Raw genomic sequence first — 19,359 nt, 5'->3', positions numbered from 1 at the left:
CCAATCCCTTCGTTACAAGGGTTGGCTATTTTTTTATCTTCTTATTCTGCTTGCAGATGGCTCCATTTCTTCACTTCAACAGGCGAAGCCTCTATGGTCAGCTTCGTGCCATCCTCTTCAAAATGAATCGTCTCGACATTCGCATGCTCATGGAAATAGGAGAGAAGATGTCCTTGGTCATATGGAATGTTTAGCGCCACTCGCTCATAATGCCCAAACAGCTGCTGCTTGATAGCAGCTTCCAGCTGATCCAGTCCTTGACCTGTTTTGGCCGATACAAAGACAGCTGGCTTACGAACCTGGATCTCGTTCATTAATTCGCTGCTGAGATCGATTTTGTTATAAACATAGACAACCGGAATTTTATCGGCACCCAGCTCCTTCAACGTTTGATTGGTCACTTCAATCAGCTGCTCGGCATCGGGATTGCTCGCATCTACAACGTGCAGAAGCAGATCGGATTCAAGCACCTCTTCCAGTGTTGAACGAAAGGCTTTGACGAGATGATGCGGAAGCTTGCTTACAAATCCAACCGTATCGGTCAGCAGAAATCTCTTTCGATCCGGGAGCGAGATTTGTCTGACCGAGGTCTGCAAGGTGGCAAAGAGCATATCCTTGGCCAGTACAGCCTTCTCACTCGCCGCATCGTATTTATCAAGCAAGGCATTCATGAGACTGGATTTGCCTGTATTCGTATAGCCGACCAGACTAACTACCGGCATTTCGGTCTTTTGGCGACGTCGGCGCTGTGTTTGACGCTGGGATACGAGCAGCTCCAGTTCACGGTTCAGCTCTGTAATCTTCTCTTCAATCCGTCTTTGGCTTAGCTCCAGCTTGGTTTCTCCTGAACCTCTGTTCTTCGTGCCGACCCCGCCGCGTTGTCTGCCTGAGGAAGAACTGATTCCAGACAATCTAGGTAGTACGTATTGAAGTCTTGCCAGCTCTACTTGAAGCTGGGATTCTCTTGATCTTGCACGCTCCGCAAAAATATTCAGGATCAGTGTTGTCCGGTCCAGGACAGCGGCATCCAGTTTCTTCTCGAGGTTACGAACCTGAGAAGGAGAGAGCTCATCATTAAAGATCACAATGGTAGTCTCCAGCATCTTCAGCAGATTAGAAAGCTCCTCAATCTTCCCGCTGCCTATATAGTGTGCTGGGTGAATACGCTCTGCCTTTTGTGTGAGCACGGCTGCGACCTCAATGTCGCAGGCGTTGGCGAGATTGCCAAGCTCCTCCATGGAGTGTTCAAAATCCTCTTGGCTGTTCATTTGTAGTCCTACAATTACTGCTTTATCTTTAAATGGTTGTGTCATACCATCGTCCTCCTTATGATTACACCTGAAATATAAAAAAACACAGGCTAAACCTTCTGCCTGTGTACAGGTTCAAGAGAACTCGGAGTTACTACGGGAGTACAGCCCGGTAAGGGACTAGATCTGTGAACAAGCATTAAACATCTGAAATAGCCAGTGCTTAACTGCGATTTCCACAGCATCCTATACCGCATGGGTCCTAAAATCACACCGCACGCACAATAGGCATGGTTACATGGTTAAGGACACACCCGTTTATTTGTATAACAAAAGAGGCCAGGGATCTCACTCCTGTCCTCTTCGTCTATCTTCTGTGAAATACCAGCATATGGATAGATCGAATCCGAGTTCTCTGCCTTACACATAAGAGCAGAGTCTTTGCCTATTTAGTTAAGGGCAAAAGAAAATCTAACTCGAATCCAATTAATCATAGCGGTATCCCTCCGTTCCTAAAGTTAACGCTATCTTAGCATAGCTCTATACATAATTCAATGGGCATGCATTGACTATAACTGTTTTCTACCCGTTAAGCGGTGGATCTGTCGTTGAACCTGGGCTTATTGCATACACATCTATAAAGAGGAGCGTGATGATGAGATGATAGATCAAATGGAGCGTTATTTTGAGCTGAAGAAGCTAAAGAAAGATATAGATGATGAGCTGTCGAGCCTGCGCCTGGAGATGATTGATCATCTTACAGCAGAGAATGCGGTCCGTATGGAGCATGGAGAATATGAAGCCAGAATCGTTGTCCAGAACAGGAAGGAATATGATGACGAGCTGCTGTATAAAGCATTGCCGGATCCAGAGGTGTGGAAGCTCCTGTCGAAGGCGGATAGTGGAAAAATAGCAAGCCTGATTAAACTGGGAGTCCTCTCCGAGAAAGGGATCTCGCATACGTATGAGACACGAAGAACAGAGCTGCTTATTGTGAACAGAAAATAGCGGGAGTTATTATGAAATGGATTCATGTATGTTAGGATATATAGAAGCACATGACATTGAAGGGCGGTATGACAAAGACAGGCTATGAAAAACGTGTTAGTTACTGGATACCGGGCTAATGAGCTCGGCATCTTCAATCAGAAGCACCCGGGTATTCCTTATATTAAGCAAGCAATCCGATCCAAGCTGATTACGCTTATTGAGGAAGGCGCCGAGTGGATTATCACCCCGGGTCAGTATGGTGTAGATTTGTGGGCATGCGAGGTTGTCATTGAACTTAAGAAAGAATATCCGCAGCTGAAGCTGTCCATTATATCTGCATTTATGAATCCGGAAGAGAAATGGTCTGATGACAAGAAGGAGTATTACGAAGATATATTAAGAAATGTTGATTATTATGGTATTGTCAGCAAGCAGCCCTATGCGGGTCCTTGGCAGTTTGCGGCGAGAGACGAGCTTCTCTTTCGGAAGACAGATCATATTCTACTGGTTTATGATGAAGAGAACGGTCCCGGGAGTCCACGGTATATAAAAGAAAAAGCGCTTAAGAAGCATCAAGAGGACGGCTACGGAATGACTCTGATCTACTCGGAGGATATTCAGAATATGGCAGACGAAATGAGTGCTTCTATAATGCTCGAGGATAGACAGGGCGAGGATGACGAGTGGATGTGAATTTACAATTTTGCAATCAAAGAACACTCCTTCATTGACACTGATAATCATTATCGTTTACTATATTTTTATACTTGTCTATGATATGGAGGATGTTCACATGCTGATTCAAATAAGAGCAATTACCGTTAAAGAAGGCTACAGCGATGCTGTCGTTGAGCGTTTCGGCCAGCCTGGCGGTCCGATGACTGAAATTCCTGGATTTATTGACCGTACTGTGATGGTGAAGAAAAATCGCAAGAAGGACGAAGAAGTAGAAGAGGTTGTCGTGATGATCCGCTGGGAATCTGAAGATGCCTGGAAGGCTTGGGAGAAGAGCCCCGCTCATATTGCAGGACATCGGAACAGCCGGAATCAAGAGAAACCGGATTATCTGCTGGAGACGAAAGTATCCATGTACGAGGTGAAGGCGACGGTTGCTGAATAACTACCTCTCTATTAATATGTTAATATCAACCACTGTCGTTGAATGACGATGAATAATGAATAATAAGCCATAGGAGAACTCATTCAGTCTAAGGATTGATCGGGTTCTTTTTGCTAAAGGAGGGCTAATCAAGTGATTGAAATAACGGTATCACAAGATGGCACGGCTGACTTTACTTCAATTCAGGAAGCGATGGATCAAATCCCCAATCTTAGAGCCGGGAGCACTGAGCGCTGTACCATATATATAAGAGCAGGTACATATCAAGAGAAGATTCATCTAAGCCATCCAGGGATTCATCTTGTAGGCGAGGATGCGGAAGAGACCATCATTACATACGGAGATTATGCACGCAAGTTATTTTCGGACGGCAGTCCATATCACACGTTTAATACATATACCCTCTTAATTTCCAGTGATGATGTAACGGTCAGTCATCTGACCATAGAAAACAGTGCAGGAAATGGGGAGTCGATTGGTCAAGCCATCGCGGCCTATGTAGATGGTGATCGGGTATCTTTTTACCATTGTCGATTGCTTGGACATCAGGACACTCTATTTACGGGGCCGCTTCCGGAACAGCCCATCGATCGAGGCAGCTTTGGAGGTCCGCGTGACATTTTCCCTAGACGCCCTGTGCGCCAATATTATGAGTCCTGTTATATCGAAGGAGATGTTGATTTTATTTTTGGTTCGGCGACGGCGGTATTTGTAGAATGCGAGGTGTTCTCCAAGCGCAGAAATGTAAATGGAGACGGAATTATAGACAGTACAGCCCCAGGATATATAACCGCTGCATCGACGGCGAGAGATGTGAATTTTGGGTATGTGTTCTGGAACTGCACCTTAACGGGTAATGCAGAGCCGAAGTCAGTGTATTTAGGCAGACCATGGCGTGAATATGCCAAAACCGCATTTATAAACTGTGAACTTGGGCAGCATATTCACACCGCAGGCTGGCACAATTGGGGGAAGCGGGAGCGAGAGCAGACGGTAGGCTATGTGGAGTATGACAGTCATGGTCCTGGCGCTGAAGGTGAGAGAGTCGAGTGGGCTAAGGAACTTAAACCAGAGCAGCTTCATACCTATTCACCAGCTGAGGTTCTACAGGGGAATGACGGTTGGAATCCGGCTCTGAAGAAGAGTTGAACCACCTAGCGGCAGCAGAAAATTCTACTTTTGTACATCCCCATATCCTGTTAAGATGAATTCAGATCACGAGATGATTGCTAATAAAAACAGGAGTGTGACAGATACGGATGGAGATTAGAATTGACGATTTAAGCGGTGTGGAGATTCAACATTTGATAAGACATCATATAGCAAGCATGCTCGATCATTCTCCTCCTGAAAGCGTACATGCGCTGGATCTGAACGGCTTGAAGCAGCCTGAGGTCACGTTCTGGAGTGTATGGGAAGACGGTGAACTGCTGGGGTGCGGAGCTCTTAAGGAACTCGATTCTGAACATGGTGAAGTAAAGTCCATGCGAACCGCTGATGGGCATCTGCGAAAGGGTGTCGCCAGGCTGATGCTGAATCACATTATAACCGAGGCGAAGAATCGTGGATACGGAAGACTTTCACTGGAAACAGGATCGACGGATGATTTTATCCCCGCAAGGATCATGTATGAACAATGCGGCTTTGAGTACTGCCCTCCGTTTGCGGATTACATAGAAGATCCATATAGTGTCTTCATGACAAAAGTGTTATAACGTACAGCTGTGCGGAATTTTCAATAGCTTGATTGGACTTTCTTGAATATGTAAACTTCCAAAAAGCAAGGATAATGCTCCCTTGCTTTTTTATTTTTTTGATAAATGTGCAGCTTACTGATATTAATTCGCATCTAAATTCCTCGTATTTGCTATAAAGAGGGTAATCACAAGAACAAGAATAGAGAGACAATACGTAAAGGTATCGATTGGATCTTCATGGTTAATAATGATAAGCCGAATAATGGCAGTGATACCGATATAGATGAAGTACCTCAGAGGGAAGTGGTAATTATGCGTAAAGTATTTCACAATAAGAGATAGAAACTCAAAATATAGAAAATAAACCAATATTCCTTCGGTAAGATAGTAGTAGGAGGTTGGCTCGCTTTGAATCAATAAGCTGTCAAGAATGACCATCGTTTTACGGACAAGAAACATAGACAGGATAATTGCAAGCAGTAAGAGCATGACATTTAACAGCTGTTGTAAATACTTGGCGATGAAGGATTCCCTTTTGGCTTCTTTCACTTCAATCACTCCTAACCTCAAACAAGGCATATAGCTTGTATAGCTTCATATGAATCAATAACTAGTTTATGCATATCAGTCCAATTACAGAAGTAACTTCTCTCTACGAATCGACTGGAAGTGTCCAAGCATAAGTCAGTACAAAATCATAGAATGGGAGTGGAGGTGATCAATATGGTCAAAATATTTATTGATCCGGGCCATGGAGGAACAGACAGCGGAGCAGTAGGGAATGGACTTCAAGAAAAAGCGCTGACACTTACCATTGCATCCAAGATCCGCTCGATCCTGCTGGCTGAGTATCAGAATGTATCTGTACTGATGAGCCGTACAGGCGATGAGACCGTCACACTGACGCAAAGAACCGATGCTGCTAACGTTTGGGGAGCAGATTACTTCTTGTCTATTCACATTAATGCCGGCGGGGGTACAGGCTATGAGGACTTTATTTATCCAGGTTCGACAGCTCCCACCACAACCTATCAGACGAACATTCATACAGAAATCATGAAGATGATCGCAATGACAGATCGGGGACGTAAATCGGCTAATTTTCACGTATTAAGAGAATCCAATATGCCAGCAATTCTAACTGAGAATGGATTCATAGATTCCGCAGCGGATGCTGCTTTGCTCGCGTCTAATGCACATCTCGATGCTGTAGCTCGTGGACATGTGAATGGACTCGTAAAAAATTTTAACCTGGTCAAGAAAACAAATGTTATTTATCATACGGTCGTAAGCGGAGATACGGTGTATGCGCTGAGCCGGAGGTATGGCAGTACCCTTGCGGATATTAAGGCGTGGAATGATCTCGATGCGAACTATACCATTTATGTAGGGCAAGTACTGCGAGTGAAGTAGAGATGATGTAATTACCATATTGTGGTATAATAGCTGGAATTGTAGCAGATAGGGAGGCACCGCTGTGGGACATACTAGAACTATATTCTGTGTACAATGTCATGCAGAGATTGAATCCAGACACGATTTGGTCGTCAGCTTATCATTCATGTCATTATTGGCTTACCATAATGCTTGTTATGCCAGCGCTCTCAAGGGATGTCAATCCTTCGTTATCAGTGATGAGCCGATCAACGGGACCGCATCCAATTGGATGACTGCTGTATCAATTCTGCTCTCCATCATTTCATTTATTTTTATTAATGGATATGTGGGTGCTATCTTTCTGCTTGTTCCCCTAGTTCGATTCTGTTCGTGGTTTATGTACGAGCGGCATTTAGACTAATACTCCTTTTTTTGATGAGTCGGCCTTTATTTAGGCTGATTTTTTTGTGCTGGGAGTTTTGCATAATAATTCATAGACTTAGAACATATGAATAGATTGGAAGAGAGCTTTAGCGTACAAGATGCAGCCTTAACAGGAGCTGCGGTCATGACGCAAGTTACAACAATCCGCCTTTACGAAGGAGTGATCAGTAATCGTGTCAATGCACAACAAGTTTTCATTGAAGCAGCTACTGTCATGCATACTCATAATCTCTTTATTTCTAATGTTGGGAAGCTCCAGTCTAAGATTAACAACGTTGACAGCTTACGCTGAGGATAATCATACAGAGCGATATAAGCAAACGATTGAAGAATTTGAGTCACTCCGCCTGCTATCCAGCTTCTATGTGGGAGCCAATTCGGCGTCTTTGTCCCTCGTAGACAGACCCCAAACGATATATTATGGTCATCATGCCGTTAATCTTACCTATGATTTCACTGGAAAATCTGGAACCTCTGCTGCATATATGCAGTTTAAGAATGATCAGGGAGGAATCGGAAAACCTCTGCCCGGAATGCCGTCCAAACTCGGTATATGGGTGTATGGTGATGGTGGTAATCACTGGCTCAGAGCACAAATAGAGGACTCCCTCGGAACCAAAACCGCAGCAGATTTCACCTCAGCTTCAGGATTAAGCTGGACCGGCTGGAAGTACATTACCCTGCAAATCCCGGCTGCGCTTACTCCCCCGCTCAAACTCAACCACATTTATGTGGCAGAAACAAAAGATACCAACAAAAATAGTGGTGCTCTCTATTTCGATCAACTGAGCGCTTTTTATACGGATCAGGATATCTATGGGCTTGATATTATCGGAGGACAGCCTATTCAAGCGGGAAACTCCGCTGAACTAACGACCTATGCTACCTACGAAGGAGGAACTCACCCGGTTCTGCTCGAAGAAGGGGTCACTTTCACTAGCAGTAACCAATCGATCGCTACAGTTTCTAGTGGTACCTATGGAACAATTCACGCTATATCACCAGGCCGAGCACTCATTACGGCTGTCCATAACGGCGTATCCGAAGAGATTGAAATAGAAGTGACGGAAGGTGAGGTTCTTCCTATATCTATTCATATGTCCGGACCCTCTCAGCTGGAAATAGGCGATTCTGATACCCTTCGGTTGTATGCCGAATATGCGGATTATGCTTCACCTTTTCTAATAACGAATGAAGCTGAGCTCATTAGCCTCCATCCGGAAGTGCTGACGGTAGACGAATACGGCATGATTCAAGCTCATACAGCCGGTACGGCGAAGCTTATTGCTGAATATGGCGGTCACAGAGCTGAGCTTACGGTTAGGGTAACTGAACCTGTACCTGTGCTGCAAAGCTTGGAGCTTATTGGACCCTCGGCTCTTATCATCGGAAATACAGATGAATTCCAAGTGAATGGGATCTATTCTTTGCTTCCAGAGCCGGTGCCAATTACAGAAGGACTTCGCTATACCAGCAGCCGGCCGGAGATTGTCTCGGTGTCCGAGGATGGTGTATTGACAGGACATGCTGTGGGTGGTTCTCGAATCACGATAACTTACAACGGGATCAGTGCCTCAGCTTATATCGTAGTAAACCTTCCACAGGAGGCACCGAAGCGTGAAGTACGCGCAGCGTGGATTGCAACCGTAGAGAATATAGATTGGCCGATCAAAGGAACAACTCAACCGATAGAGCAGCAGAAGCAGTTCCGTGATCTGCTCGACCGGCTTGAAAACACCGGCATTAATACATTGATCGTACAAGTGAAGCCGACAGCAGACGCTTTCTATCCGTCCGAATATGCGCCATGGTCTGAATGGCTTACGGGAGTGCAGGGTGTGGATCCAGGATATGATCCGTTAGCGTTTATGCTGGAGGAAGCGCATCAGCGTGGAATGGAATTTCACGCCTGGTTTAATCCTTATCGAGTCAGCATGCACAACGATATCACCAAGCTGACAGAGGATCATCCGGCAAGATTGCATCCAGAATGGGTAGAATCTTACGGAGGCAAGCTGTATTTTAATCCGGGTGTCCCTGAGGCGAAGGAATATATCATCGACAGCATTATAGAGGTTGTAAGAAATTACGATATTGATGGTGTTCATTTTGATGATTATTTTTATCCATATCCCGCTGCAAGCGGAGAATTCCCAGATCGTGATACGTATATGGAATACGGTAACGAGTTCGCAAGCATTGCAGATTGGCGCAGGGATAATGTGAACCGCTTTGTTCAGGAAGTCGGAGAAGCGATCAAGCAAGAGAAGAGTAATGTAAAATATGGTATCAGCCCTTTTGGAATATGGAAAAACAAAACGACAGATCCATCTGGTTCAGATACGAATGGTCTTAGCAGCTATGATGCGATTTATGCCGACTCTAAGAAATGGGTCGATGAAGAGTGGATCGACTACATTATGCCTCAAATATATTGGTACATGGGTTATGGACCGGCCGCATACGACAAGCTGACAGATTGGTGGAAAGGCATTGTCACGAATAAGGATGTTCATTTGTATATAGGGCAGGCACTATACCGTAATGGCACAGTAGATGGCTGGCTGAACCCCGAGGAAATTCCGAATCAGATTGCTTATAACCGGAATTATGAGGAGGTCAAGGGTGGGGCCTTTTTCAGTGCAAAATGGTTTACAGATAATGTGCTTGGAATCACGGATCGACTTAGTAATGACCTCTTTAGTGCACCGGCACTTGTTCCGGAGATGCCATGGCTTGATAATCAGGCACCAAACGCTCCAGTTAAAGTGAAAGCCAACTCCACCAAAAAAGCAGTAAGGCTGGAGTGGAATTCAGGAGGCGGTGATGAGGGCTATTATGTCATCTATCGCTTCAATGGAGATAGTGCAGGTAACTTGGATCATGCGGAAAATATAAGAAAGATCGTACAGCGATCGGATCAGAAAAAGCAGAGCTTTGAGGATGCGGGGATTTCGCCAGGAACTTACACCTATGTCATTACGGCTGCAGATCGGCTTCATAATGAGAGTCTAGGGAGCAGGGCAGTTACGATTACACCCAAAAAATAAAACAATAGGAATGGCTCTGTGGATCATCCACAGAGCCATATTTATTAGTTTGTGTTAATCCATCATTACAGGGTGAATCTATGATACATGCTTATGAACGGCGTCTGCATGTTCCGTAGGAGCATTGGATACTTTCTTGGATTTTACCGGCGAGATAAACCAGTAAGCCATGCCCATAAACAAGATCCCCCCAACCATGTTACCAAGGGTAACCGGGATCATATTGTGGAGCCAGCCTCCAAGTGTGATCACTTCGGGTGCATTTGGAAGCAGGGAGGCGAGTGACAGTAAGGTCATATTAGCGACACTGTGCTCATAGCCGCTGGCGATGAATGCGAACAGGCACCACCATATGAGGACGAGCTTTGAGATATCGTCCTTGGCCCGGAAGCTCATCCAGATGGCAAGGCAGACGAGCCAGTTACATAATATTCCTCGAAAGAACAGCTCGGTTAAAGGAGCGGTCATTTTATTCGCTGCAGCTGTAAATATAAGGTGCTCGGCAGGAGCTGCCTTGAATAATCCGGTACCGAGAATCAGAAGACATAGCAGCAATGCGCCGATTAAATTGCCGACAAATACGATTCCCCAATTCTTGAACGTATCCTTATACGTCGTTCTTCCAGCCAATGTGCTCATGGTAAAAAACATATGGTTACCTGTAAATAGTTCTGATCCTGCGAATATGACCAGGGTGAGGGCGAGTCCGAAGGATGCACCCATGACCAAGCCCTGGAAGGGAGATCCGGCTGCCGCTAGTGGGCCTCCCAGGGTAAATATTAAGATAATGGCTAGACCAACATAGGCTCCTGCAAGCAGGGTGGATATAAAATATCGGGGCAGCTGTTCATTCATATAATCTCTCTTGTTTACCGCTGCCTCGATGATGGCTTCTACAGTAGGTTTAAACATGGATTCGATTCCTCCCGCTCCTATAGGGTGTGCTAGACTGCAATCCAGACGGTATTATTCTCGATTTTTACAGGGAAGACCTGAACCTCACCGGTATCGGGTTCCTGTACTTGACCAGTGTACAGGTCAATTTTCCAATCATACAGCGGATCGTACACATAATGACCTGATACGATGCCTTCTGCAAGAGGACCGCCTTTGGGATGAGGATTATGATTCTCTACAGCACAGATATCCCCGTTCGACAGATGGAAGACGGCAATCTCTATACCCTCAATAGTAACAACCCGGCCTAATTGTGCAGGGAAATCAGAGATTTGTCCTGCGGTGTGGAATGTTTTAGCCTCAGTGTTCATGCGGAGCATTCTCCTTTCGAGATCAATTCACTTTCACGCCATACAATTGCTGCTGTACTTCTGTGTCTCCAAGAACCTTCTTCCATGGATCCTCTACATAACGAAGGGCCAGCTCGACTCTGTCTTGAAGTGCCTTGCGCTCTTCTTCATTATCCATGACAACGGCTTTGATCTGTTCAAGTCCCATTCGTTCAACCCACTCAGACGTTCTTTCGAGGTACTTGCCGGTTTCACGGTAATACTGTATTACAGCACTGCACACTTCAATAAGCTCTTCATCTGTCTTCACTTTACCGATGGAATCTGCAAGACGAGCCTTGATTCCGCCGTTGCCGCCGATAAAGATCTCCCAGCCGCCGTCATTGCCGACAATCCCGATATCCTTCGTGCACGCTTCTGCGCAGTTCCGTGGACATCCGTTAACGGCCATTTTGAATTTGGCTGGAAAATCGAGCCGTTCAAATTTGTGCTCCAGAAGAGAGCCCATACTCATGGAATCCTGCGTTCCGAATCGGCAGAACTGGGAGCCAACACAGGTCTTGACGGTTCTTAATGATTTGGCATATGCATAACCTGATGGCATATCAAGCTCTTCCCATACTTTAGGAAGGTCTTCCTTCTTGACACCGACCAAATCCAGGCGCTGGCCACCCGTTACTTTGACAAGCTTCACATTGTATTTCACAGAAACATCGGCGATCTTCTTGAGATCCTCAGGAGTCGTCATACCGCCATACATCCGAGGTACAACCGTGTATGTGCCGTCTTTTTGAATGTTGGCGTTCAAGCGCTCGTTAACAAAACGCGATTCTTTCTCATCCTTGTGCGTTCCCGGATGAACCATGCCTAGATAATAGTTAATGGCAGGGCGGCATTTGGAGCAGCCTTCTGGCTGCTTCCAGCCAAGCACATTCATTACTTCTTTGGTGGTGCTGAGCCCTTTTTCACGTATTTCCGCGACAATCTCATCTCGGCTGAGATCGGTGCAGCCACAAATTCCTTGTTTGGCATTAGCTGCAAATCCGTCTCCAAGCACATATTGCAGAATCTGTTCTACGACAGGCTTACATCCTCCGCAGGAGCGTGTAGCACCAGTGCATGCCTTAATTTCATCGAGAGTGGTCTTGCCTTCAACGGTAATGGCATTGACAATTGTACCTTTGGTAACGCCATTACATCCGCACACAATTTCATCATCAGACATGGTATCCACTGCGCTTGCTTTCTTATGACCGCCGCAGCCGGTTCCCATCAGGGAGCTGTACAGTTCATCTGTCATAACAGCGTGCTGCTTGATCAGCTTCTGAAGCTCGGCAGAGCTGTCAATATTTCCGAACAAGACGGCTCCGACCATTACATTGTCTTTAAGCAATATTTTCTTATACGTACGTTTCCAATCGTCCTTCTGGGAGATAACCGTGTGCTCTTGTCCTTCGATAAATTCACCGGTCGAGAACACATCCACACCCGATATTTTGAGCTTCGTGGATACCACAGAGCCTTCATAAGGAGCTGTATCTGCTCCGCTGATGTGCTTGGCAAGCACCATACCTTGCTCAAACAGAGGAGCGACAAGGCCATAACAAGTGCCGCGATGCTCTGCACATTCTCCGACCGCATAGACATCTTCCATAGAAGTGCGCATATAATCATCGACCACGATACCACGATTTACATCAATTCCGCTATCCCGTGCAACACCGATATTTGGCTTGATGCCAACTGCCATAACGACAAAATCGGCTTCCAGCTCCGTATCGTCAGCAAATCGCAATCCTTGAACCCTGTTGTCACCGTACAGCTCTTTCGTTTGTGCTCCCATCTTGAACTTAATTCCTTGCCGCTCAAGCTCTGCTAAGAGCATCTGTGAAGCATCTCGATCCAGTTGACGCTCCATGAGGGTGTCCATCAAGTGAACTACAGTAACGTCCATTCCGAGCTGGACTAGTCCTTTCGCAGCTTCAAGACCGAGCAGTCCGCCGCCGATTACGGCCGCTTTGCTATATTGTTTAGACGCTTCAAGCATTTCATTACAGTCAGCAATGTCCCGGAAACCAACCACACCTTGTTTATCACTGCCTGGTACAGGAAGGATAAAGGAGTTTGAGCCTGTAGCAATGATAACCTTGTCATAGGGTACCTTGAGTCCATTCTCTGTAATCACTTCACGCGTATTTGCGTCGATGCGTTCCACTTTGGTTCCTGTATAAAGACGAATACCTTGATTGTCGTACCATTCCAAATCGTTCAGAATAATATCCTCTACCGTCTTGCTGCCTTCCAGAACATAAGATAACATAATCCGATTATAGTTCGGATAAGGCTCGCTGCCAAAGACCGTAATATCAAATCTTGTTGTCAGCTTAAGGATCTGTTCTACCGTGCTGATCCCTGCCATACCATTGCCGATGATGACCAATTTTTCCTTCGTTGTATTCATCATGCTTGCCCCCCAGGTAATCCGTTATTTATGTCATTATCATAATGAAAGTGAAGAGAATATATTGTGATTCATATCACATAAATTGTAATTCTATAACTTGTTATGTAACCTTCATGACAATGCGCTTGGAATGATTGACAATTGAAATTCATTCATAATTTTCCTTAAATTATGATGAACAGGAAAAAGGATTCCTTATTATTCCAGCGAATTAGAGAAGATGCTATAGTTGATAACGTTTTCATTCGTTATAGAAAGTGGAGAGTGCAGCAGATGAAACTCCGTTCAAGATCATCCTTGCGTTTTAAATTTATCACCGGCTTTTGCTTGATTATGGCTCCGCTCGTGCTGTTTCTATACTTTAACAATGTGTATGCGATGAGTGTGGTTCGCGACCAGGTATCTCTGACAAACCGAAACTATGTCCTCAAAAATGTCGAAGAGAACGAGCGCATCCTTAAAGAAACCAATCGCTACTTATATAGTTTGGGGGAACAGGATCCAGATATCATTTCGTTGTTTTTTCTGCCCTATGGCAGTGGTGACTACACGATTGCTAAGCAGAGGATCGTAAATAAATTCAGGACAGATCTCGGGTTCTATGATCTCCTGGACGGCTTGTTTCTGTATGATACCGTTCATAAGGATACGCTGCTAGCTACACAGCGGGGGTATGATGAGAAAATAAATGCTCTCTCAGCCATTATGCCTGCAGCTGCTTCGGTAGACGCAGAAGTCCCGACACATAAATGGGAAATTGTTCAGACCAAGGGAACCTATCATCTCGTAAAAACGGTGCGTATTAACGAGCAATTCATCGCTGGGGCCTGGGTGCCGATCAACAGCTTAAATGAGCGTATACACCGTGCGGATTGGGGCGAAGGCGGAGGATCGGTTATTTTATCAGGAGAAGGGGAGGCGCTCTCCGGCACAGTGGTGCCTGACAATGTGGTGAAGCTTGCGTCCGCATTTCAATTAGAGAAGTCAGAAGAGGATTCGCTCTACGAAATCGTAGGTGATTCTGAACGCGAAGAACGATATTTACTAATTGACGTTCCCGCACATGACGGAGCCATTCATTATGTTGTCATGCTGCCCGAAGCGAGCATTGTACGGAACCTGCCTGTATTTCAGCAGATTATCCGGTTTATCCCAGTCGTGGCTGTTCTACTGCTTGTCTCTGTATTGTTCTTCTTGAGACAGGTGTTGTTTAAACCGATGAATACACTGATAACCGGAATGAGAAAGGTCAGCAGGGGCGATCTGAGTGTGAAGCTAAGACCATCCTCTTCGCCTGAATTTACTTTTGTAACAGATACGTTTAACCAAATGACCGAAGAAGTCCAGCAGCTGAAGATAAGCATGTACGAGGAGCAGCTTCGTGTACAGGAGGCTGAGCTCAAGCAGCTTCAAATGCAGATTAATCCGCATTTTTATCTCAATTCACTTCACATTATTCATAGTCTTGCCGCACTTCACAAGCATGAGCTCGTTCAGAAGATGGCGGAGCATCTTGCCGGCTATTTTCGCTTCAGTATGCAGGCGGATCGAAGCCTGATTACGATCAAGGATGAAATCCTGCATATTAAAAATTATCTCGAAATTCAAAAGCTGCGTTTTCCTGAACGTCTGCAATATGGGCTGACCATGAATCCGGATATTGAAGAAATGCTGATTCCACCGCTCACCATACAGCCTTTTGTAGAGAATTCAATTGTCCATGGCTTCCGAAAAGGGAGGAGCATACTACATTTGGATATTATGCTTGATTATGTCCCCGATGAACAGCAGCTGACCATACGAATTCAGGATAACGGCACGGGTTTCTCCGAGGACGTACTCGTAAGGCTTCAGCAGGGAGAGCTGCATCCTGAAGAAGCAACCGGACGAAGCATTGGAATATGGAATGTCAAGCATCGGCTTGAGAAAGTCAAGGGATTCGAGCCTCGGATACAGTTTGAGAACGGCCCTGATGGCGGCGCCTTAGTATACTTGACGATTAACTATACAGAGAGCAGCAACGTGAGAGAGGAGAATAAGGATGTACAGCTTGCTCATCGTGGATGATGAATATTACGCGCTGGAAGCCATGAAGCATGCCGTGGATTGGAGTGATATCGGATTTGACAGGTGTTATACGGCGATGTCGGCTGACGAAGCAAGAGAGGTTCTCATACAAGAGAAGATCGATATCATGATCTGTGACATTGAAATGCCGGAGGAGGATGGGCTGTCACTCCAAAGCTGGGTCCGGGAGCAAGTGCCGCAGCTGGAGACCATCTTTTTAACAGGGCATGCTGAATTCTCTTACGCGCAGAAGGCAATTCAGATGCACAGCTTCGATTATTTGCTAAAGCCGATTCAATCCGCTGATCTGATCCATACCGTAAAGCGTGCTATGGAAAAAAAGAGTCTTGACGATGAATTTGCTCGATTAAAAGAACAGTATAGGGATTATCTAAATGAAGAGAGATTCTGGAGTACGAAGCGAATCACTAAATTCTGGAAGGATCTATATTCGGGCCGTTCTCCGCTCACAGAATCTCAGTTTCATGAGCTGAAGCTGATCTATCACGCAGATGTTGAGGGAAGTGCGAGCATACTGCCAATTCTATTCAAAGTCGAGGAGTGGCTCAGAATATTCCCGGCCAAGGACCTGGATATCCTGGAGTTCGGGCTCTGCAATGCGGCAGAGGAGATTGTGCTCAGCGGTGCAGCGGGACATGTCATTCTAGATCAAAGGGGATATGTCCTTATCCTGCTCCAGGAGCCGCTTCCTGCCCATCAAATACTGGATCATTGCAAAGATTATATTGCCCGATGCAGTACATATCTCTCGGCCCGGATCTCATGCTGTATCGGAAATTATACAAGCATATGGAAGCTTCCCGATGCTTATAAGATGCTGATGCAGGAGCATCGGCACCATATCGCAGGAAGTGAGGATGTTTATTATCTCCGCTCAGACCGCGCAGGACATACAGATGTGAAGGAACTGGTGCCTCTGCCTTGGATCGAAGATATCGCCGTGCTGCTGGCAACCGGAAAAATCAAAGAAGTACTGCAAAAGACAGATGAGCTCATTGACTGGATGCAGCAACAGAGCTCGCTCACCGCTGAGCTGCTGGAGTCATTTTATCACGCGCTGCTTCACACCATCATTTCGCTTCTGCACAAGAACGGTATTGCTCTACACAGCTTATACTCAGGAGATGAGCCTATGGAGAGAGAAGTGACACGCTCGATCCAAACGCTCAGAGATTGGGCGCATCAGTTAATTACACGTGCATTTGCACTTCTCCATCCAGAAGGGGAGGATACGTATTCTGCGATTGAGAAGGTCTGTCTGTATATTAATGGAAGGCTTGATCAGGACTTGGGCAGGGAGGAGCTGGCTGAGTTTGCAGAGCTGCATCCGGCTTATTTATCAAGGCTTTTCAAAAAAGAAAAAGGCTTGTCCATTTCGGATTATATTGCGCAGGCGAGGATTGCAAAGGCGAAGGAGCTGCTCTGTACAACCCTGTCGACAGTAACCGATATTGCAAGTAAAGTCGGGTATTACAATTATCAACATTTCACGAAGATGTTTAAGAAGCATACAGGTATGACTCCCCAGCAGTATCGAAGAGAGTACAGTCAGCGGATAGAAAGGCAATAAACACAAAGGACGGTCGTTTAAGAACGGTCGTTCTTTTTGCATAAATGACGGATGTCATGAAAACACATACCTGGGGTTACGAGACGTGATATTCGGCAGGCCCGACACCTTCTTATAATAAAGCTACCGCTGCAGTAGGAGGGGCTGTGAAGCTTATGAGAAGGGGGAGTCGAAGGTAAAGCTATGCCACACACAGTAAAGAAAAAAAGAACCATACTGTACAACCTTAAGAAATACAAGGTGCTGTACCTTATGTTTTTGCCGGGTGTCGTATTTTTGCTGATCAACAATTATTTGCCGATGTTTGGGGTTGTCATAGCTTTCAAGAATGTGAACTACGCGGATGGAATTATGGGGAGTCCGTGGGCGGGGCTGGACAATTTCAAGTACTTGTTCGGTACCTCTGACGCATGGGAGATTACACGCAATACACTGGCCTACAACGTCGTATTCATTCTACTCAATCTGGTGCTTGGTGCAGGCCTGGCGATCTTGCTCAGTGAAGTAAAGGGGAGATTCTCATCCAAGTTCTATCAATCCGTGATGCTGCTTCCTTACTTCCTGTCCATGATCGTCGTAAGTTATCTGGTGCTTGCCTTCCTGGGCAAAGATTCAGGATTTATGAACACCAGCTTCCTGCCGTTATTCGGCAAGGAGCCAATTGATTGGTATACGGAGACGGAATATTGGCCTTACATTCTGCCTTTCGTCAATACCTGGAAGAACATTGGCTATTATGTGGTTATTTATTTGGCTGCGGTCATTGGCATTGATGAAGAGTATTATGAGGCTGCTGTACTGGATGGAGCGGGGAAATGGAGTCAGGTATGGTATATAACCGTGCCGTTCCTCTATCCGTTAATGATTGTTATGACACTGCTTCAGATCGGACGTATTTTCTATGCAGATTTCGGGCTGTTCTATCAGGTACCGCTTGAATCCGGTGCGCTGTTCCCGGTCACTAACGTGCTTGATACGTATGTGTACCGTACGTTCCTGATTGGTGGAGACATCGGCATGTCGTCAGCTGCAGGTTTGTATCAGGCTGTAGTTGGATTTGTGCTTGTATTGGTGTCCAATTCCATCGTCCGCAGGATCGATAAAGATAACGCACTATTCTAGTCAAGGAGGAGAGTTCCTGATATGAGTTCCCGTAAACCGCTGCATATATCGGGCAAATCGAAGGTTGTCATTCATGCCTTTTTTATCTTCTATGCCGCTATATGTATTCTGCCGCTTGTGCTTGTGCTGTCTATTTCCCTCTCAGATGAGACAACAGTCATCGCAAACGGATACAAGTTCATTCCCGAGCAGTTTAGTATAAGCGCTTACGATTTCTTGTTCAAAGATATGGAGCAGATCGTTCGCTCTTACGGCGTATCCATCTTCGTAACCGTTGTTGGAACCGTCATCAGTGTAGCGTTGACCGCATTTTATGCGTATCCGCTGTCGAGGCGGGACCTGCCGTACAAAGGATTTTTCGCCTTCTTCATCTTCTTCACCATGCTGTTTAACGGCGGATTGGTACCTTGGTATCTCGTTTATGTCAATCTGCTTGATCTGAAAAATACGTTATGGGTTCTGATCATGCCGATGCTGATGTCTCCATTTTTTGTACTCGTCATGCGGACCTTCTTCGCCAATTCCATACCTGTCTCGATTCTTGAATCTGCGAGAGTGGATGGAGCCGGAGAGCTGCGGACATTTATCAGAATTGTGCTGCCGTTATCACTTCCCGTACTTGCTACGGTAGCGCTGTTCAGTACGCTGAATTATTGGAACGACTGGTATCTGAGTATGATCTTTATTTCGGATAACAAAACGATCAGTCTGCAGTATTTAATGTACCGCACCTTGCTGGATATCCAGTATTTAACGAGCAACTCTAACGTTGCTTCGCAGATATCTTCACAAGGCGGAATGCTGGATCTGCCGAACAAAACGCTGCAGATGGCTATGGCGGTCGTAGGGATTGGACCGATTGTGCTCGCCTATCCGTTCTTCCAGCGTTATTTCATCAAGGGTCTGACCGTAGGAGCTGTAAAAGGCTGATTTTATGTTT

Annotated in this window: 17 protein-coding genes; 12 read left to right on the top strand and 5 right to left on the bottom strand. The window is 45.7% G+C overall.

Annotation, left to right across the window (positions count from 1 at the left end; genetic code table 11):
- Positions 1 to 41: 41 nt before the first annotated feature.
- Positions 42 to 1,313 carry a GTPase HflX gene (hflX, locus tag ACFSVM_RS12280; RefSeq protein ID WP_379262388.1) on the bottom strand — a complete coding sequence of 424 codons (1,272 nt, stop codon included), beginning with the start codon at positions 1,311 to 1,313 and terminating at the stop codon, positions 42 to 44.
- Between the two features lie 597 nt (positions 1,314 to 1,910).
- Between hflX and ACFSVM_RS12275 the strand changes: the two genes are divergently transcribed.
- The 5 genes from ACFSVM_RS12275 to ACFSVM_RS12255 all read left to right on the top strand — a co-directional run bounded on the left by ACFSVM_RS12275 (position 1,911) and on the right by ACFSVM_RS12255 (position 5,075).
- A complete protein-coding gene (locus tag ACFSVM_RS12275; protein WP_379262386.1) occupies positions 1,911 to 2,258 on the top strand; it encodes a hypothetical protein in 348 nt (115 codons plus the stop codon).
- Between the two features lie 84 nt (positions 2,259 to 2,342).
- The gene (locus ACFSVM_RS12270; protein ID WP_379262384.1) at positions 2,343 to 2,933 is read left to right on the top strand and encodes a DUF1273 domain-containing protein; all 591 of its coding nucleotides are present in this window, start codon (positions 2,343 to 2,345) and stop codon (positions 2,931 to 2,933) included.
- Between the two features lie 100 nt (positions 2,934 to 3,033).
- Positions 3,034 to 3,360, top strand: a complete 327-nt coding sequence (locus tag ACFSVM_RS12265; RefSeq protein ID WP_076313667.1) for an antibiotic biosynthesis monooxygenase family protein — start codon at positions 3,034 to 3,036, stop codon at positions 3,358 to 3,360.
- 132 nt (positions 3,361 to 3,492) lie between these two features.
- Positions 3,493 to 4,509, top strand: coding sequence for a pectinesterase family protein (locus ACFSVM_RS12260; protein WP_379262381.1), 1,017 nt, complete (start codon positions 3,493 to 3,495; stop codon positions 4,507 to 4,509).
- A gap of 110 nt (positions 4,510 to 4,619) precedes the next feature.
- Complete coding sequence (locus ACFSVM_RS12255; protein ID WP_076313668.1) at positions 4,620 to 5,075, top strand: GNAT family N-acetyltransferase; 456 nt, start codon at positions 4,620 to 4,622, stop codon at positions 5,073 to 5,075.
- A gap of 123 nt (positions 5,076 to 5,198) precedes the next feature.
- Here ACFSVM_RS12255 and psiE read toward each other — a convergent pair whose 3' ends face one another.
- Positions 5,199 to 5,606 (bottom strand): phosphate-starvation-inducible protein PsiE, encoded by a 408-nt coding sequence (psiE, locus tag ACFSVM_RS12250; RefSeq protein ID WP_256209682.1) that lies wholly within the window; start codon positions 5,604 to 5,606, stop codon positions 5,199 to 5,201.
- 174 nt (positions 5,607 to 5,780) lie between these two features.
- Here psiE and ACFSVM_RS12245 point away from each other — a divergent pair, with 174 nt between their 5' ends.
- From ACFSVM_RS12245 to ACFSVM_RS12235, 3 genes are all read left to right on the top strand, one after another.
- Positions 5,781 to 6,470: an N-acetylmuramoyl-L-alanine amidase gene (locus tag ACFSVM_RS12245; protein WP_090724236.1), complete on the top strand. Its 690-nt coding sequence runs from the start codon at positions 5,781 to 5,783 to the stop codon at positions 6,468 to 6,470.
- Positions 6,471 to 6,534: 64 nt separating this feature from the next.
- Positions 6,535 to 6,855 (top strand): hypothetical protein, encoded by a 321-nt coding sequence (locus tag ACFSVM_RS12240; protein ID WP_379262378.1) that lies wholly within the window; start codon positions 6,535 to 6,537, stop codon positions 6,853 to 6,855.
- A 298-nt stretch (positions 6,856 to 7,153) separates the two neighbouring features.
- Positions 7,154 to 9,928, top strand: coding sequence for a family 10 glycosylhydrolase (locus tag ACFSVM_RS12235; RefSeq protein WP_379262376.1), 2,775 nt, complete (start codon positions 7,154 to 7,156; stop codon positions 9,926 to 9,928).
- A 78-nt stretch (positions 9,929 to 10,006) separates the two neighbouring features.
- On the opposite strand, the gene ACFSVM_RS12230 is transcribed toward ACFSVM_RS12235, so the two are convergent.
- Genes ACFSVM_RS12230 through nirB form a run of 3 tightly spaced genes read right to left on the bottom strand, consistent with a single transcriptional unit; the run spans position 10,007 to position 13,636 of the window.
- Positions 10,007 to 10,840 (bottom strand): formate/nitrite transporter family protein, encoded by an 834-nt coding sequence (locus tag ACFSVM_RS12230; protein ID WP_090724238.1) that lies wholly within the window; start codon positions 10,838 to 10,840, stop codon positions 10,007 to 10,009.
- Positions 10,841 to 10,872: 32 nt separating this feature from the next.
- Positions 10,873 to 11,196: a nitrite reductase small subunit NirD gene (gene nirD / locus ACFSVM_RS12225; RefSeq protein WP_090724239.1), complete on the bottom strand. Its 324-nt coding sequence runs from the start codon at positions 11,194 to 11,196 to the stop codon at positions 10,873 to 10,875.
- A gap of 22 nt (positions 11,197 to 11,218) precedes the next feature.
- Positions 11,219 to 13,636 (bottom strand): nitrite reductase large subunit NirB, encoded by a 2,418-nt coding sequence (gene nirB / locus ACFSVM_RS12220; RefSeq protein ID WP_379262993.1) that lies wholly within the window; start codon positions 13,634 to 13,636, stop codon positions 11,219 to 11,221.
- A 276-nt stretch (positions 13,637 to 13,912) separates the two neighbouring features.
- On the opposite strand from nirB, the gene ACFSVM_RS12215 reads away from it, so the two are divergent.
- From ACFSVM_RS12215 to ACFSVM_RS12200, 4 genes are all read left to right on the top strand, one after another.
- Positions 13,913 to 15,706: a sensor histidine kinase gene (locus tag ACFSVM_RS12215; protein ID WP_177178691.1), complete on the top strand. Its 1,794-nt coding sequence runs from the start codon at positions 13,913 to 13,915 to the stop codon at positions 15,704 to 15,706.
- The gene (locus tag ACFSVM_RS12210) at positions 15,681 to 17,297 is read left to right on the top strand and encodes a response regulator transcription factor (protein WP_076313675.1); all 1,617 of its coding nucleotides are present in this window, start codon (positions 15,681 to 15,683) and stop codon (positions 17,295 to 17,297) included. The genes ACFSVM_RS12215 and ACFSVM_RS12210 overlap by 26 nt, the downstream gene beginning before the upstream one ends.
- Before the next feature lie 183 nt (positions 17,298 to 17,480).
- Complete coding sequence (locus tag ACFSVM_RS12205) at positions 17,481 to 18,419, top strand: ABC transporter permease (RefSeq protein WP_076313676.1); 939 nt, start codon at positions 17,481 to 17,483, stop codon at positions 18,417 to 18,419.
- Positions 18,420 to 18,440: 21 nt separating this feature from the next.
- Positions 18,441 to 19,349 (top strand): carbohydrate ABC transporter permease, encoded by a 909-nt coding sequence (locus ACFSVM_RS12200; protein ID WP_090724243.1) that lies wholly within the window; start codon positions 18,441 to 18,443, stop codon positions 19,347 to 19,349.
- Positions 19,350 to 19,359 lie beyond the last annotated feature (10 nt).

This window comes from Paenibacillus shunpengii (assembly GCF_042684905.1).
Taxonomy (GTDB): Bacteria; Bacillota; Bacilli; order Paenibacillales; family Paenibacillaceae; genus Paenibacillus; species Paenibacillus shunpengii.
Note: the sequence above shows the minus strand (reverse complement) of the source record. Positions and strands in the feature narration are given on the sequence as shown.

Bases quoted from the DNA above. Each gene is read 5' to 3' on its own strand.
- ACFSVM_RS12270 (WP_379262384.1), top strand. From the start codon at position 2,343: ATGAAAAACGTGTTAGTTACTGGATACCGGGCTAATGAGCTCGGCATC.
- ACFSVM_RS12265 (WP_076313667.1), top strand. From the start codon at position 3,034: ATGCTGATTCAAATAAGAGCAATTACCGTTAAAGAAGGCTACAGCGAT.
- ACFSVM_RS12215 (WP_177178691.1), top strand. From the start codon at position 13,913: ATGAAACTCCGTTCAAGATCATCCTTGCGTTTTAAATTTATCACCGGC.
- nirB (WP_379262993.1), bottom strand. From the start codon at position 13,636: ATGAATACAACGAAGGAAAAATTGGTCATCATCGGCAATGGTATGGCA.
- ACFSVM_RS12200 (WP_090724243.1), top strand. From the start codon at position 18,441: ATGAGTTCCCGTAAACCGCTGCATATATCGGGCAAATCGAAGGTTGTC.
- ACFSVM_RS12210 (WP_076313675.1), top strand. From the start codon at position 15,681: ATGTACAGCTTGCTCATCGTGGATGATGAATATTACGCGCTGGAAGCC.
- ACFSVM_RS12255 (WP_076313668.1), top strand. From the start codon at position 4,620: ATGGAGATTAGAATTGACGATTTAAGCGGTGTGGAGATTCAACATTTG.
- hflX (WP_379262388.1), bottom strand. From the start codon at position 1,313: ATGACACAACCATTTAAAGATAAAGCAGTAATTGTAGGACTACAAATG.
- ACFSVM_RS12205 (WP_076313676.1), top strand. From the start codon at position 17,481: ATGCCACACACAGTAAAGAAAAAAAGAACCATACTGTACAACCTTAAG.
- ACFSVM_RS12230 (WP_090724238.1), bottom strand. From the start codon at position 10,840: ATGTTTAAACCTACTGTAGAAGCCATCATCGAGGCAGCGGTAAACAAG.
- nirD (WP_090724239.1), bottom strand. From the start codon at position 11,196: ATGAACACTGAGGCTAAAACATTCCACACCGCAGGACAAATCTCTGAT.
- ACFSVM_RS12245 (WP_090724236.1), top strand. From the start codon at position 5,781: ATGGTCAAAATATTTATTGATCCGGGCCATGGAGGAACAGACAGCGGA.
- ACFSVM_RS12275 (WP_379262386.1), top strand. From the start codon at position 1,911: ATGATAGATCAAATGGAGCGTTATTTTGAGCTGAAGAAGCTAAAGAAA.